The organism is Streptomyces sp. NBC_00005 (assembly GCF_045160215.1).
Taxonomy (GTDB): domain Bacteria; phylum Actinomycetota; class Actinomycetes; order Streptomycetales; family Streptomycetaceae; genus Streptomyces.
This window is the reverse complement of record NZ_CP108316.1, coordinates 10,451,996-10,465,370: the sequence shown is the minus strand read 5'-3', so window position 1 is coordinate 10,465,370 and position 13,375 is coordinate 10,451,996. Positions and strand designations below refer to the sequence as shown.

Sequence of the window (13,375 nt, the reverse complement as noted above, 5' to 3'; positions counted from 1 at the left end):
TCCCTCTTCATAAGGGGCGCGTTCAGGCGTCGACGACCGGCGTGGCAGCCGGCGCCGAGGCGGTGAAGCGCGGGAGGGCGGCGGCGCCGATCGCGAGGAGGGCGACGATGCCCATGTGCACGTACTCGACTCCGGCGAAGGCGTGCGAGACGCCGTGCGGTGCGAGGCTGATGTAGAGGGTGCCGAGCGTGGCCACCCCGAGGGCGAGTCCGCTCTGCTGCAGGGTGATCAGCGCGCCGCTGCCGATGCCGCCCAGGTGGGCGGGAACGTCGGCGAGCACGCTGCGGAACAGGCCGGCGAACAGCATCGACTGCCCGGCCCCGGCCAGGGCGAGCGGTACGGCCATGTCCCACAGGCTGACGTGCGGCCACTTCACGAGCAGGACCCACACCAGGGAGACCAGTCCGGCGAGTTGGACGACGGCGCCGGCGGACAGCGCCGCCCTGCCGAACCGACTGATGAGCCGCGGCGCGAACAGCGAGCCGGCGAAGAACAGCAGGGCCATCGGCAGGATCGCCAGGCCGCCGTGCAGGGCGTTGGCGTGCAGGCCGTTCTGGACGGTGAGGGCGAAGACGAACATGAACGCGCCGAAGCCGATGCTGAAGGCGAACACCATGACCAGGCCGCGGGACATCGACGGCAGGCGCAGCAGTGACGGCGGCAGCAGCGGGACCTCGCCGCGCCGCTCGGCGCGCTTCTCCACGACGTAGGTGGCGGCGCCGAGTACGACCGCGGCGGCGAGCAGCAGCCAGGTCCACCACGGCCAGCCCAGGGAGTGGCCCTCGGTCAGCGGAACCAGCAGGGCGGTCAGGGTGGCTGCGAAGAGCACGGTGCCGGGCAGGTCGATGCCGACGGGGTGGTGCGAGCGGGTGTCGGGCACGATCCGGGCCGCCACGATCAGCACCACCACGCCGATGGGCACGTTGACCAGGAAGATCGGCCGCCAGGAGGTACCGGCGATGTCGGCGCTGACCAGCAGGCCGCCCACCAGTTGTCCGACCACGGCGGCGATGCCGGAGGTGGCCCCGTACAGGGCCACGGCACGGGACTTGCGTTCCCCTTCGAGGACCTGGTGGAAGGTCGCCAGCACCTGGGGGATCAGCAGCGCGGCGGTGGCGCCCTGGACGAGGCGGGCGGCGATCAGCGCACCCACGCTCGGGGCGACACCGCAGGCCAGCGACGCCAGCACGAAGCCCACGAGCGCGCTGAGGAAGACGCGGCGGCGGCCGTAGCGGTCGCCCAGCCGGCCGCCGAGGACGAGCAGGGTGGCGTACACGACGCCGTACCCGGCGATCACCAGCTCCAGCGAGGACGCGGAGGCGTGCAGGGAGGCGTCGATGCTGGGCAGGGCCACGTTGGTGATGAAAAAGTCCATGATCGGCAGGAATGCGCCCGCCAGCAGGATGAACACTCCGGCCGGGTGCAGCCCGCCGGCGCGGGCCGTGGCATGGGGCGACAGCGCGGCCGCCCTGGCCGGTGAGGAGGTGGTTGTCGTCATGACGACTCCAGAAGAGCAGAGGTTATGTACTCATAACTATGAGTACATAAGGAGTATGCCCTCATAACCAATTGGCGGCAACCCCGTACCCTGGGACCGTGATGGAGGACCAAGCGCACCCGACAGGCCCGAAAGCAGGGCCGGACCACGAGCCACGGTGGGCCGAACTGGCCGACCTCGTACTGATCATCAGCCGGGAGATCCAGTTCCGCCGCTACACGGACGAGCAGGCCGTCCACCTGTCGCAGTCCGAGGGCATGGTGATGCGCTACCTGAAGGGCGACCCCGAAGCGCCGCCCAGCCGCATCGCCGCCGCAACCGGGCTCCAGCGCACCAACCTCTCCACCGTCCTGGGCGGGCTGGAGCGCAAGGGCTTCATCGAGCGGCGCGCCCACTCGGGCGACGGTCGCGGGGTGACGGTCCACTCCACCGAGCGCGGACGCAGCAACACGACCCTCGTCCGACAGGAATGGGCCGCGACCGTCTCCGAAGCCGCGGGCCAGGACACCGAACACCTCGACGCGGCCCTCACCCTGCTCAGGGCCGTGGAGCACGGACTGACCAAAACGCGACCACAGAACCGTGCCACGCGCCCGGCGACACAACACTGAGCCCCGCACACGGACGACAACGGCTCGCCCCGGCGACCGCCTCTACGCGTTGAGCCACCGGGTCTGTGCTGATTCGATGAGCTTGAACGCCATCGCGAGCACCGGCGGCACGGGAGCCGGGGCCCTTGGTGACTCGCCGGCGAAGCCTGACGGTGGCGAGGAAGTTCCACGACAACACCGTGAGGCCCCTCCCGGAGGAGCGTGCGGCCGAAATCGCGGCCCGAACGCTCGCCTCTCCTGACGCTCAGAGCGTCGAGGATCTCACCGCGCTGCTGACCTCGACAGAGGAGCGCTGAGGTCGAGAAAGTTACCGCTCCCGGACTGCGTAAGTCAGGTGAGTCACCCGCTGCGTCGGCTCCGCGCGGACCGGCTCCAGGGCCACGCGGCCCGCGTCCACGTCCTCGAACAGGCGGATTCCGGAGCCGAACAGCACGGGTGAGAGCGCGATCGTGAACTCGTCGATCAGGCCGGCGTTCACGTACTCCAGGATTGTTGCGCCGCCGCCCGCGATACGGACGTCTCGGTCGCCGGCGGCCTCGCGAGCCTGGGCGAGCGCGGTCTCGATGCCGTCGTTGACGAAGTGGAAGGTGGTCCCGCCCGGCCGCTCCCAGGGGTCACGCTTCTCGTGCGTCACGACGAAGACCGGCGTGTGGAACGGCGCCTCCTCCGGCCACGCCTGCTCGCCGAGGTCGAACATGCGCTTGCCCATGACGCTCGCGCCGGTGCGCTCGAACGTCTCCCGCGCGATGTCGTTGTCGCGTCCTTCCTCGCCGCCCTCGCCGAGCTTCAGGTTCTCCCGGAAGAACCGCAGCGGGAATATCCACTGCTGCAGCTCCATCCACTGCGCCGTCCAGCGCTGCGCATCCGGGTCGTCCACGCGCTCCTCGGGCGCGACGAACCCGTCCAGCGACATCGTCACGCTGAAGAACACCTTTCCGGCCATCAGTCCCCAACTCCCTTCCGAACGATCTCGGTGACGTAGGCAGCCAGGTTGCCCAGGGTCTGCCGGCCACCCTCGATCGCGTGGTACTTCTCGACCGCCTCGTCGCGCAGCTCCTTGGTGGGGAACAACGTGCGCATCTCGATCCGGGTCGCCGCGCCGTCGGGCGCGAACGTGAGGACCGACTCGAAGGCGTTCGGGTCGCCGCGGGACTCACCGTGCAGCAGCGCGATCCTCTCCGGCGGGGTGATCTCGGTCCAGGAGATCCACTCCTGGTAGTCCGTTCCGTCCGGTCCGTGCATCACGAAGTCCCACACCCCGCCCACGCCGAACTCGAACGCCCGCGTGGTGGTGGTGAACCCCTCCGGTCCCCACCATCGCGACAGGTGCCGGACTTCGGTGAACGCCTCGAACACCAGCTCCCGCGGGGCACTGATGACCCGGGAGATCACGACCTCGCGGTCGGCCGTCGCTGACTGCGTCGACGCGTCTCGTCCTGTCGCTGCCATCGGTCACTCCTCTTGCCGTGCCTGCTTGAGGTCCTGCACGTATGCGTCCAGCCGGTCGAAGCTCTCGTTCCAGAACCGCTCGAACCCGCCGGTCCACTCGTGGACCGGTCGCAGCCCGCGGGCGTCGAGGCCGTACAGGCGCTGCTTGCCTGCCTTGCGGTCCCGCACCAGCCCGACCTCCCGGAGCACCCGCAGGTGTTTGGACGCCCCCGGCTGGGTCATCCCCAGCTCCCGGGCCAACTCGGTCACCGGCCGCTCACCCGCCCGCAGCAGTACCAGGATCTCCCGGCGCTGCGGCTCGGCGATCGCGTTGAAGACGTCTGACGTCGTCGCTGCTCGTGCCATGGGCGCCATCGTATGCCGATATCGGAATGTGTCAAGCCAGCACGAGTGAGCCGACTGCGGGTGATCTTCAGACGCTCAGCACGTGTGCATGGTCACACTCCAGGCGAGGATTGTTTGAATCTTCAAACTGCAGGCGTAGCGTGCAGCGCAACGCAACGTTTGAAATCTCAAACGAATGCTCGGACCCCGAGAGGTAGCACATCGCCATGAAGCACCGGAACAAGCTGATCGGCGCGGCCATCATCACCGCCCTGACCCTGACCGCCGTCGCCACGACCGCCATGGCCGACACCACGGCGCACAGGCACACCACCGCCTCCGAGCAGGATCAACTCCAGGCCCTCTACAAGGCCGCGAAGGCCGAGGGCGGCAAGGTCACCGTCTACATCGGCGGCGACGCCCCCGGCCAGTGGAACTCCCTCTCCCAGGCCTTCGAGCAGCAGTTCCCGGATGTGAAGCCGCACCTGGTCACCGACCTGAGCAAGTACCACGACGCCCGGATCGACAACCAACTCGCCACCGGCCACCTGGTCGCCGACGCCACGATCCTCCAGACCAGCCAGGACTTCGACCGCTGGAAGAAGGACGGCGACCTGCTCAAGTACAAGCCGGTCGGCTGGGACAAGGTGTTCGCCAACGCCAAGGACAAGGACGGCTACTTCACGGGCGTCTTCTACGGCGCCTTCTCCTACCTCGTCAACAACAAGGAGATCCCCGCGAAGGCGGGCGACTTCAAGGGCACGGACCTGCTGAAGCCCGAGTACAAGAACAAGCTGGTCCTGACCTACCCGAACGACGACGACGCGGTCCTCTTCGGCTACCAGCAGATCGTGGACAAGTACGGCTGGAACTACCTGGCCAAGCTGGTCGCACAGAACCCGAAGCTGATCCGTGGCGTCCCGGGCTCGGCCGCGGGCGTGGCCGGCGGGGACTACCTCGCCTCCATCGCCGTCGGCGGCGACGCCCGCCCCAACGGCACCCAGGTCTTCTCCAGCACCGAGCGCTTCAACTCCTGGACCCAGCGCGGCGCGATCTTCAAGCAGGCTCCGCACAAGGCCGGCGCCAAGCTCTTCATGAGCTGGATGAACTCGCAGAACACGCAGAAGAACGCCATCGCCACCTGGACCGGGTCCGTGCGCAAGGACGTCGCCCCGCCGGCCGGACTCCAGCCGCTGGCGTCGTACAAGAACACCGACCCGAAGGCCTTCGCGAAGTTCATGTCGAACCGTAGCGAGGTCGAACGCTTCCGCTCCCAGGTCGAGCTCTACTTCGGCCAGGTCAAGGGTGTCGACCCCGGCGACCCCGACGGCTCGCTCGGCCGCACCCCCGGCACCTTCTGACCGCTGCTCACCCTGCTGCGGAGCGGTTCGGCCGTGATGACGACGGCGGAACCGCTCCGCAGCATGCGCACAAGGCACCCCGGGCCCGGAGTGCGGGCGTGGCTCATCCATGACGTGGATGGGCGGGATAGAAGATTCGGATCGCGCGGAGGATGGCGACCGGGCGCCTGACGGCCCATAGTCGTCCCTACCCGCACGCCGCTGTCCGGACCAGCCGCCGGTGTGCGGCCGTCCTCAGCATGCCGTGCGCCATCGGCGCCAGTGCCAGGCATGCCCGCTCCTGTACACCGTCCCTGGAGTCGCCATGCCCGGTTCCGTTCCGTCGCCCTCCCCCACCGCGGTCGGCGATCCCGCTCCGTCACCCGTTTCCGTCTCAGGTCCGGCCCATCTGCTGCGCGTGACCCTGCTGATGGCCGGCAGCTGTCTGCCGATCCTCGGGGCGGTGCTGATCGCCCCCGTCCTGCCGAAGATGCAGGATCACTTCGAGACGGTCCCCGGCGTCAAGGCCCTGGTGCCGCTCGCACTGACCGTTCCCGCACTGGCGCTGGCCCTGCTGGCCCCGTTCGCCGGGGTCATCGTGGACCGGCTCGGCCGCAAGCGGCTGTTGATCGTGGCGACCCTGCTGTACGCCGTGTTCGGCACCGCCCCGCTCTGGCTGGACTCGCTGGGGGCGATCATCGTCAGCCGTGCGCTCGTCGGTGTCACCGAGGCCGCGATCATGACGTGCTGCACGACACTGATCGGCGACTACTACTCCGGCCACCGGCGGGTGAAGTACCTCGCCCTGCAGACCATGTGCGCCTCCGCGTCGGCCACCGTCTTCTTCGTGCTCGGCGGCGCCGCCGGATCGGCCGGCTGGCGGGTGCCGTTCTGGGTGTACGCCGTGAGCCTGATGCTCGCCCCGCTGATGGCCACCACCTTGGCCAACCCCGAGCCCCGCGCGGCCACCGAGGACACTTCGACCGAGGTCGCAGGTCAACGCCCCTTCCCTTGGCGTCAGTTGGCGGGAATCTGCGCCCTCACCTTCTTCGGGGCGATGGTCTTCTACACCGTCCCGGTCGAGATGTCGTACCTGCTCGACGACCTGGGGGTGGAGAACTCCGGGGTCATCGGGCTGGCCACCGCGATCGCCAGTGCCGCCACCGTGGGCGGCGCGGTCACCTTCGCGCGTCTCAAGCGCTCTCCCGACCTGATGCTGCCCGCCGTTCTCGCGGTGTGCGCCGTCGGCTTCGTGGTGATGTTCCTCGCAGGGAACGCCCCGCTGCTGGTCGTCGGGGCGGTCGTCAACTGCGTGGGCACCGGCATGCTGCTGCCCGCTCTCCTCACCAGCGCTATGTCCCGGCTGGCGTTCGAGGACCGCGGCCGCGGCACGGGGCTGTGGATGGCGGCCTTCTTCGGGGGCGAGTTCGTCTGCCCGCTCGTGCTGCTCGCCGGGGAGTCGGTGGTCGGCAGTCTGGCCGGGGCGGTGGGCGTGCTGGGGCTGGTCGCCGCGCTCGTCGCGGCCGGGTTGCTGGCGGCCCGGCGTCGGGCGGGGACCGTTGATCCAAGGCCGTTGCCGGAGCAACTGGCCTGAGCGGCACCGACCTGGCCCACAGCGGTACCGCGAGCGTGAGCAGGGAGGTGGTGTGCGTGACGACCAGGGCGGCAGCCGCGAGCACCATCAAAGCCGCCAGCACCTTGTAGAGGGTGACACTGCGCCTGCGCACTGCCCCAAGACGCTCCGGCCGCCGGCCGGGCGGGCGGCGGAGCCGCACATCGATACGGCTCTGCGGCCCTCATGGAGTCGCTGTGAGCGTTGCGCCTACCTCGGCCGCCTTCTGACGGAGCCAGATGTGGGACGCGTCCTGGGCGTGCACCGGATGCCACCACATCGCCTCCTGCACCGGTACCGCTTCGAAGGGGCACGGAAGGACACGCACGGCGGCGGAACGGACCGCCTTGCGTGCCAGGCGCTCCTGGATCATCGCGACCCGGCGGGTGCCCTCGACCATGTGGGGCAGCAGCTGGAAGGTCTGCACCGAGACCTCCACGCGGGGGCTGATGCCGAGCATGCTGAGCTGACGGGCGGCCGGGGCGTCGTAGGGGCGCTGGTACACCGCCCAGGGCAGGCGCGACAGCTGGTCGAGGGTGAGTTCGTCACCGATCTCCGGATGGTCGTCGGCGACCAGGCACAGCCAACGGTCCCGGTGGAGATCGACAGCGGGGAAGCCGTCGATGATGCCGTGCGGCAGCAGCAGACCGTCGACGGTGCTCAGCACGGTGGCGGTGTTCTCCACCGCCGCAGGTGTCGAGTGCTGGAAGGTGAGCCGGACGCCGGGCGCCTCCCGGTGCAGGGCGCGGGCGAGCGCGGCACCGAACACGGCCGCTCCGTAGTCGGAGGCGAGCAGGGTGAACTCGCGGCTCTCCGCGGCCGGATCGAAGTCGGCCTGGCTGGAGAAGACCCGTTCCAGCAGGTCGCACGCGGTGGCGCTGCGATCGCGCAGGGCGACACCGAGCGGTGTCAGTTCGTAGCTGTTGCCGGTGCGGGCGAGCAGTTCGTCGTCGAAATGGCGGCGCAGCCGGGACAACGCCGCGCTCATCGCGGGCTGGCTCAGCCCGACGCGCTCACCGGCCCGGGTGACGTTGCGCTCCTCCAGCAGCGCGCGCAGCGCGAGGACCAGATTGAGGTCGAGTCGAGACAGGTTCACCAGGCACCACCCATACGAGCGAGGGTCATCCACGCGGTGGATTAGGCATATCCACAGGATTGATTTCCGTGATTGGTCGATAGAGGCCAGAGTAGACCGCAACCCAGCAGGAGGAAATCTGATGGCAACCCTCGCGCAACCTGCCGGCCCGCTCGCGCTCGGCACGTTCTCCGCTCGGGACGAGGATCCGTTCCCCGGCCTCCTGGTCAAGGAGCACGTACTCGATCTGAGCAGCGCCCTGGACCGGGCGCCGTCCGGCATGCGCGCCGTGGTGGAGCGGTGGGAGGAGACCCTCCCCGTCCTGCGCTCCCTCGCGGACGACGACACCCTCGACTGGCGGCCACTGGAGGGACTGCGGGTGCACGCTCCCATCGAGCCCCGCCAGATCTTCCAGTCCGGTGCCAACTACCGGCAGCACGTGATCGACCTGGAGGTCGCCCACCGCTCCCCCGACGACCCCCGCACGGTCGAGGAGGCGCGCGCGGAGATCGCCGCGGTGATGGACCGCCGGGCGGCCGAGGACCTGCCGTACGTGTTCATCGGGCTGCCGAGCACCATCGCCGGTCCCCACGACGATGTCGTGCTCCCTTCCTGGGCCGAACAGCCCGACTGGGAGCTGGAGTTGGCGGCCGTCATCGCCAGGCCCGTCTATCGAGTGACCGTGGAGGAGGCCCTTGAGTACGTCGCCGGGTACACGATCGCCAACGACCTCACCGACCGGGCCACCGTCTTCCGCCGGGACATGAAGGCCATCGGCACCGACTGGCTGCGCTCCAAGAACGCGCCCGGCTTCACCCCGCTCGGACCGTGGATCGTGCCGGCCGAGTCGATCGCCGACCCGGGTGACCTGCGGGTCACGCTGAAGCTGAACGGCGAGACCATGCAGGACGAGTCGACCAAGGACATGCTCTTCGGCATCGCGCGGCTGGTGTCGTACATCTCGCAGACGGCACAACTCCTGCCCGGCGACCTGGTGTTGACCGGCAGCCCGGCAGGAAACGGCATCCATTGGGGCCGTCTGCTGCGCGACGGCGACGTCATGGAGGGTTCCATCACCGGCCTGGGCGCGCAGCGCACCCGCTGTGTGGCCGAGGTGTCGGCATGAGCCTGGACCGCGGCGACCCGGAGGGCGCGATCGCCGAAGCCGCCAAGGCGTACTCCAACTGGGGTCGTTGGGGCGAGGACGACGTGCTCGGCACCCTGAACTTCCTCGACGAGGCCAAGCGCCGCGAGGGCGCCGCACTGGTCCGGCGGGGCGTCAGCTTCTCGCTGTCGCAGCGCTTCGACATGAACGGGCCGCAGAAGGGCTGGCGGCGCAGGACGAACCCCGTGCACACCATGCTCGACACCGGCACCGACGCCGCCCTCGGCAACCAGGGCTTCCCGCACGGCATCGGCGGCGCCGACGACGTGATCGCGATGCCGCTGCAGTGCTCCACTCAGTGGGACGGGCTCGGCCACATCTTCGACCACGGTTTCGCCTGGAACGGACGGCGGGCCGACAAGGTCGTCACCTCCGACGGCGACCTCGTCACCGGCATCGAGCACATGGCGCCGTACGTCGCCGGACGGGGCGTCCTGCTCGACGCGGGCCAAGTCATCGGCACGGACGGCGAGTTGCCCGACGGGTTCGCGATCACCGAGGAGCACCTGAACGCGACCGCCGAGGCCCACGGCGTGAGCATCGGCCGGGGCGACATCGTCCTCGTCCGCACTGGTCACCTCGCCCGCGCCAAGCGCGACGGCTGGGGCGACTACGCCGGCGGGCCCGCGCCCGGGCTGTCGTTCACCACCGCCGGCTGGCTGCACCGCACCGAGAACGCCGCGATCGCCACCGACACCTGGGGCTTCGAGGTCCGGCCCAACGAGTTCGACCATGCCTTCCAGCCACTGCACCAGGTCGTCATCCCCAACATGGGCCTGCTGATCGGCGAGATGTGGGACCTCGACGCCCTCGCCGCCGACTGCGCCGAGGACGGCGTGTACGAGTTCTGGCTCACCGCCGCACCCCTGCCCATCACCGGAGCCGTCGGCTCCCCGGTCAACCCGATCGCCGTCAAGTAGCCCGCTCGGCCGATTCGTTCAGTCACCGGATGCGCCCTTCCCCGGACAGCAGCGGCGCATCCGGCCCGCACCCCGTCCCCACCCCTGGTCCGCCCTCCCAGCGGGCGAGAGCCGCACCCCCGCCGCCCGAAGTCGCGCGGCCCAACCCGGGAGGTATCCCCTACATGGCTGATAGCCTCACCACCCTCCCCCACTCTCGACTTCGCTCGAGCGGGGGGACCCCCATCGTCCTGGTCATCGGCGGCGGTGCTTCAGGGAACGCCGTCACCGTCCTGCTGCGCCGCGCCGGCATCGCCGTCGACCTGATCGAGGCCAGGCCCGACTGGAACGCCACCACCGGCTCCGGCATCACCCTCCAGGGCAACGCCCTGCGCGTCCTGCGCGAGCTGGGCGTGTGGGAACAGGTCGAGGCCTCCGGGTACGCCTTCGGCTCGCTCGGCGTGACCGCACCCGACGGCAGCGTCCTGTTCGTCGCCGAGGACATCCAGACCGGCGGGAAGGATCTGCCCGCCACCCTCGGCATGCAGCGCCCCCAGCTGCAGCAGATCCTCATCGACGCGGTCTGGGCCTCCGGCGCCGGCGTGCGCCTGGGCACCATCGCCGAGACCCTGGACCAGGACGCCGACGGTGTCTCGGTGCGCTTCAGCGACGGCACGACCGGCCGCTACGACCTGGTGATCGCCGCCGACGGGCTCGGCTCGGCCACCCGTGCCGCGATCGGCATCACCGACAAACCCGAGCCGACCGGCATGGCCATCTGGCGCATCGCCGCCCCACGGCCCGAGAGCGTGACACGCACCGACCTCGCCTACGGCGGCCCCGCCTACATCGCCGGCTACTGCCCCACCAGCGAGAGCACCATCTACGCCTACGTCGTCGAGGCGTGCCGCGACCGCGCCGCCATCGACCCGGTCACCTACGCCGACGAGATGCGCCGCCTGGCGCAGAGCTACGGCGGCGCCTGGCCGGAGATCACCGAGCACATCACCGACCCGAAGAAGGTCAACTACACCTGGTTCGACCGCCTGTTGGTCGAGGGCTCCTGGCACCGGGGCCGGGTCGTGCTCATCGGCGACGCCGCCCACTGCTGCCCGCCCACCATGGCCCAGGGCGCGGCGATGTCCTTGGAGGACGCCCTCGTCCTCGCCGAGTTGCTCAGCGGCGGACGGGACTGGGACGACGAGCTGTTCCAGGCCTATCACGACCGCCGCATCCCCCGGGTGCGCACCGTCGTCGAGGCATCCGTGCAGATCGGCCAGTGGCAGCTCGACGGCGTGCGCGACGCCGACATGGCCGGGCTGGTCGGCCGCACCCTGAACCTTCTCAAGGAGCGCCCATGACCGCCAGCGCATCCTCCGTGCCGACGATCGACGTCCACGCCCACCTCCTGCTGCCCGAGGTCGAGGAGGCCGTGGCCGGTCACCCCGGTCTCGCCGAGGCCCGCGCCCTCGACGCCCGCCGCAACGGCCCGGCGGCCCTGGCCGTCAACGGGCCCATGGTCGGCGCGCGCGTGCCGAGACTGACCGACGTCACCGTGCGGCTGGCGGCCATGGACGCGCAGGGTGTGGACGTGCAGCTGGTGAGCCCCTCACCCTCGCACTACCACTACTGGGCCGGACCCGAACTCGCCGACCGCGCCTGCCGGTTGGCCAACGAAGGCACCGCCGCGCACTGCGCGAAGGCCCCCGACCGGCTGCGCGGCCTCGGCCTGGTACCGCTCCAACACCCCGAACGTGCGGTCAAGTTGCTCGACGACGCGCTGGAGCAGGGGCTGCTGGGTGTGGAGATCTCCTCGCACGCACCGGGCCGCGAACTGTCGGACCCCGCGTACGAGCCCTTCTGGACCCGCGCGGAGGAGACCGGCGCGCTCGTCTTCCTGCATCCCTTCGGCTGCACTCTCGACGAGCGCCTGGACCAGTGGTACCTGTCCAACACCGTCGGCCAGCCCACCGAGAACGCGGCCGCCCTCTCCCACCTGATCTTCTCCGGCGTCCTGGACCGCCACCCGAGCCTGAAGCTGATCGCGGCACACGGCGGCGGCTATCTGCCCACCCACATCGGCCGCTCCGATCACGCCTGGCGCACCCGCTTCGACGCCCATGACTGCGCACGGGAACCGAGCAGCTATCTGAAGCAGCTGTACTTCGACTCCCTCGTCCACGACCCGCACGTGCTGCGGGAGTTGGTGCGTGCCGCGGGCGCCGACCGAGTCCTGCTCGGCTCCGACTTCCCCTTCGACATGGGCACCGACGACCCGCTGGACGCGTTGCGCGCCGCGGGCCTGCCCGACCCCGACTTCCACGCCGTCCGGGGCGGCAACGCCGCCGCCCTCCTCCGGAAGGACTGACCCCCCATGCGTCTGCTCACCCACCTGCGGCACGTCGACCTCGCCGTGCCCGACTACGACAAGCAACTCGACTTCTACGCCGGCGTCTGGGGCCTGACCAAAGTCGCCGAGGACTCCGGCATCGCCTTCCTCGCCGCCGAGGGCAGCCCCGAACAATACGTCGTACGGCTGCGCAAAGCCGACGAGAAGCGCCTGGACCTCGTCTCGTACGGGGCCGCGAGCACCACCGACGTCGACACCCTCGCCGAACAACTCCTTTCGGGCGGCGTGCAGTTGATCTCCCAGCCGGGCGAGGTCGACACTCCCGGTGGCGGCTACGGCTTCCGCTTCTTCGACATCGACGGCCGCACCATCGAGGTCTCCGCCGACGTCGACGTACGGCAGCACCGCAAGATCGAGGAGAAGGAGTCGATCCCGGTCAAGCTGTCGCACGTCGTCCTCAACTCCCCCGACCTCGACACGACCCGCGAGTGGTACGAGCGCCACCTCGGCTTCCGGCACTCCGACACGCTCAGCTCGCCGTACGTCGGCGACGTCATGCACTTCATGCGGATCAGCAACCAGCACCACTCCATGGCCATCGCCAAGGGCCCGCACACCTCGCTGCACCACGTCTCCTTCGAGATGCGCGGCCTGGACGAGTACATGCGTGGCTCAGGCCGGGTGATGCGGGCCGGCTTCCAGAAGGTCTGGGGTCCGGGCCGGCACATGGCGGGTGACAACACGTTCACCTACTTCCTCGACCCGCACGGCAACACCGTCGAATACACCACCGAGTTGGAGCTCCTCGACGAGGACACCTGGCACCCGCACGTCTACGACTTCTCCAAGCCCGAGGTCACCGACCAGTGGGGCACCGCGAACCCGATGAACGAACTCGTCGCCAAGGAGTCGTTCAACGACGTCGACCGCGGCGTGTTCGTCGCCCCGCCGGTGTAACCGGCCAGGCCCCCAGTCGCCGGGGGCGCGGCAGCCCTGTCATGCCCTGACTCCCCGCCGCGTCCCCGGCTTCGTTCCACCCGCCCTCCCGCCGA

13 protein-coding genes are annotated in these 13,375 nt (G+C 69.8%); 8 read left to right on the top strand and 5 right to left on the bottom strand.

The annotated features are described in order from the left end of the window. Positions 1–22 precede the first annotated feature (22 nt). A complete protein-coding gene (locus tag OG303_RS47815; RefSeq protein WP_405876321.1) occupies positions 23–1,498 on the bottom strand; it encodes an MFS transporter in 1,476 nt (491 codons plus the stop codon). Positions 1,499–1,599: 101 nt separating this feature from the next. On the opposite strand from OG303_RS47815, the gene OG303_RS47810 reads away from it, so the two are divergent. Continuing rightward, positions 1,600–2,109, top strand: a complete 510-nt coding sequence (locus tag OG303_RS47810; RefSeq protein ID WP_405877841.1) for a MarR family winged helix-turn-helix transcriptional regulator — start codon at positions 1,600–1,602, stop codon at positions 2,107–2,109. 307 nt (positions 2,110–2,416) lie between these two features. Here OG303_RS47810 and OG303_RS47805 read toward each other — a convergent pair whose 3' ends face one another. The 3 genes from OG303_RS47805 to OG303_RS47795 are packed head-to-tail and all read right to left on the bottom strand — an operon-like array spanning position 2,417 to position 3,903. Then, positions 2,417–3,052, bottom strand: coding sequence for a dihydrofolate reductase family protein (locus tag OG303_RS47805; protein WP_405876320.1), 636 nt, complete (start codon positions 3,050–3,052; stop codon positions 2,417–2,419). Further along, positions 3,052–3,558: an SRPBCC family protein gene (locus OG303_RS47800; RefSeq protein WP_405876319.1), complete on the bottom strand. Its 507-nt coding sequence runs from the start codon at positions 3,556–3,558 to the stop codon at positions 3,052–3,054. The genes OG303_RS47805 and OG303_RS47800 overlap by 1 nt, the downstream gene beginning before the upstream one ends. A 3-nt stretch (positions 3,559–3,561) precedes the next feature. Then, positions 3,562–3,903 (bottom strand): helix-turn-helix transcriptional regulator, encoded by a 342-nt coding sequence (locus OG303_RS47795; RefSeq protein ID WP_138643695.1) that lies wholly within the window; start codon positions 3,901–3,903, stop codon positions 3,562–3,564. A gap of 206 nt (positions 3,904–4,109) precedes the next feature. Here OG303_RS47795 and OG303_RS47790 point away from each other — a divergent pair, with 206 nt between their 5' ends. Continuing rightward, entirely contained in the window at positions 4,110–5,243 is a 1,134-nt protein-coding gene (locus OG303_RS47790; protein ID WP_405876318.1) for an ABC transporter substrate-binding protein, read from the top strand. 304 nt (positions 5,244–5,547) lie between these two features. Beyond that, the gene (locus tag OG303_RS47785; protein WP_405876317.1) at positions 5,548–6,816 is read left to right on the top strand and encodes an MFS transporter; all 1,269 of its coding nucleotides are present in this window, start codon (positions 5,548–5,550) and stop codon (positions 6,814–6,816) included. Between the two features lie 202 nt (positions 6,817–7,018). Here OG303_RS47785 and OG303_RS47780 read toward each other — a convergent pair whose 3' ends face one another. After that, on the bottom strand, positions 7,019–7,930 hold the full coding sequence (locus tag OG303_RS47780) for a LysR family transcriptional regulator (RefSeq protein ID WP_405876316.1): 912 nt from the start codon (positions 7,928–7,930) through the stop codon (positions 7,019–7,021). 121 nt (positions 7,931–8,051) lie between these two features. Here OG303_RS47780 and OG303_RS47775 point away from each other — a divergent pair, with 121 nt between their 5' ends. The 5 genes from OG303_RS47775 (at position 8,052) to OG303_RS47755 (ending at position 13,280) form a co-directional block, all read left to right on the top strand. Beyond that, positions 8,052–9,035 carry a fumarylacetoacetate hydrolase family protein gene (locus OG303_RS47775; RefSeq protein ID WP_405876315.1) on the top strand — a complete coding sequence of 328 codons (984 nt, stop codon included), beginning with the start codon at positions 8,052–8,054 and terminating at the stop codon, positions 9,033–9,035. Then, a complete protein-coding gene (locus OG303_RS47770; protein WP_405876314.1) occupies positions 9,032–9,994 on the top strand; it encodes a cyclase family protein in 963 nt (320 codons plus the stop codon). The genes OG303_RS47775 and OG303_RS47770 overlap by 4 nt, the downstream gene beginning before the upstream one ends. A gap of 164 nt (positions 9,995–10,158) precedes the next feature. Further along, positions 10,159–11,334 (top strand): FAD-dependent oxidoreductase, encoded by a 1,176-nt coding sequence (locus tag OG303_RS47765; protein ID WP_405876313.1) that lies wholly within the window; start codon positions 10,159–10,161, stop codon positions 11,332–11,334. Beyond that, entirely contained in the window at positions 11,331–12,341 is a 1,011-nt protein-coding gene (locus OG303_RS47760) for an amidohydrolase family protein (RefSeq protein WP_405876312.1), read from the top strand. The genes OG303_RS47765 and OG303_RS47760 overlap by 4 nt, the downstream gene beginning before the upstream one ends. Before the next feature lie 6 nt (positions 12,342–12,347). Continuing rightward, a complete protein-coding gene (locus OG303_RS47755) occupies positions 12,348–13,280 on the top strand; it encodes a VOC family protein (protein WP_405876311.1) in 933 nt (310 codons plus the stop codon). The last annotated feature ends 95 nt before the right edge of the window (positions 13,281–13,375 follow it).

What these genes read in the sequence shown, in the direction of transcription:
- OG303_RS47815 (WP_405876321.1), bottom strand. Translation starts at nt 1,498, where the DNA reads ATGACGACAACCACCTCCTCACCGGCCAGGGCGGCCGCGCTGTCGCCC.
- OG303_RS47810 (WP_405877841.1), top strand. Translation starts at nt 1,600, where the DNA reads ATGGAGGACCAAGCGCACCCGACAGGCCCGAAAGCAGGGCCGGACCAC.
- OG303_RS47805 (WP_405876320.1), bottom strand. Translation starts at nt 3,052, where the DNA reads ATGGCCGGAAAGGTGTTCTTCAGCGTGACGATGTCGCTGGACGGGTTC.
- OG303_RS47800 (WP_405876319.1), bottom strand. Translation starts at nt 3,558, where the DNA reads ATGGCAGCGACAGGACGAGACGCGTCGACGCAGTCAGCGACGGCCGAC.
- OG303_RS47795 (WP_138643695.1), bottom strand. Translation starts at nt 3,903, where the DNA reads ATGGCACGAGCAGCGACGACGTCAGACGTCTTCAACGCGATCGCCGAG.
- OG303_RS47790 (WP_405876318.1), top strand. Translation starts at nt 4,110, where the DNA reads ATGAAGCACCGGAACAAGCTGATCGGCGCGGCCATCATCACCGCCCTG.
- OG303_RS47785 (WP_405876317.1), top strand. Translation starts at nt 5,548, where the DNA reads ATGCCCGGTTCCGTTCCGTCGCCCTCCCCCACCGCGGTCGGCGATCCC.
- OG303_RS47775 (WP_405876315.1), top strand. Translation starts at nt 8,052, where the DNA reads ATGGCAACCCTCGCGCAACCTGCCGGCCCGCTCGCGCTCGGCACGTTC.
- OG303_RS47770 (WP_405876314.1), top strand. Translation starts at nt 9,032, where the DNA reads ATGAGCCTGGACCGCGGCGACCCGGAGGGCGCGATCGCCGAAGCCGCC.
- OG303_RS47765 (WP_405876313.1), top strand. Translation starts at nt 10,159, where the DNA reads ATGGCTGATAGCCTCACCACCCTCCCCCACTCTCGACTTCGCTCGAGC.
- OG303_RS47760 (WP_405876312.1), top strand. Translation starts at nt 11,331, where the DNA reads ATGACCGCCAGCGCATCCTCCGTGCCGACGATCGACGTCCACGCCCAC.
- OG303_RS47755 (WP_405876311.1), top strand. Translation starts at nt 12,348, where the DNA reads ATGCGTCTGCTCACCCACCTGCGGCACGTCGACCTCGCCGTGCCCGAC.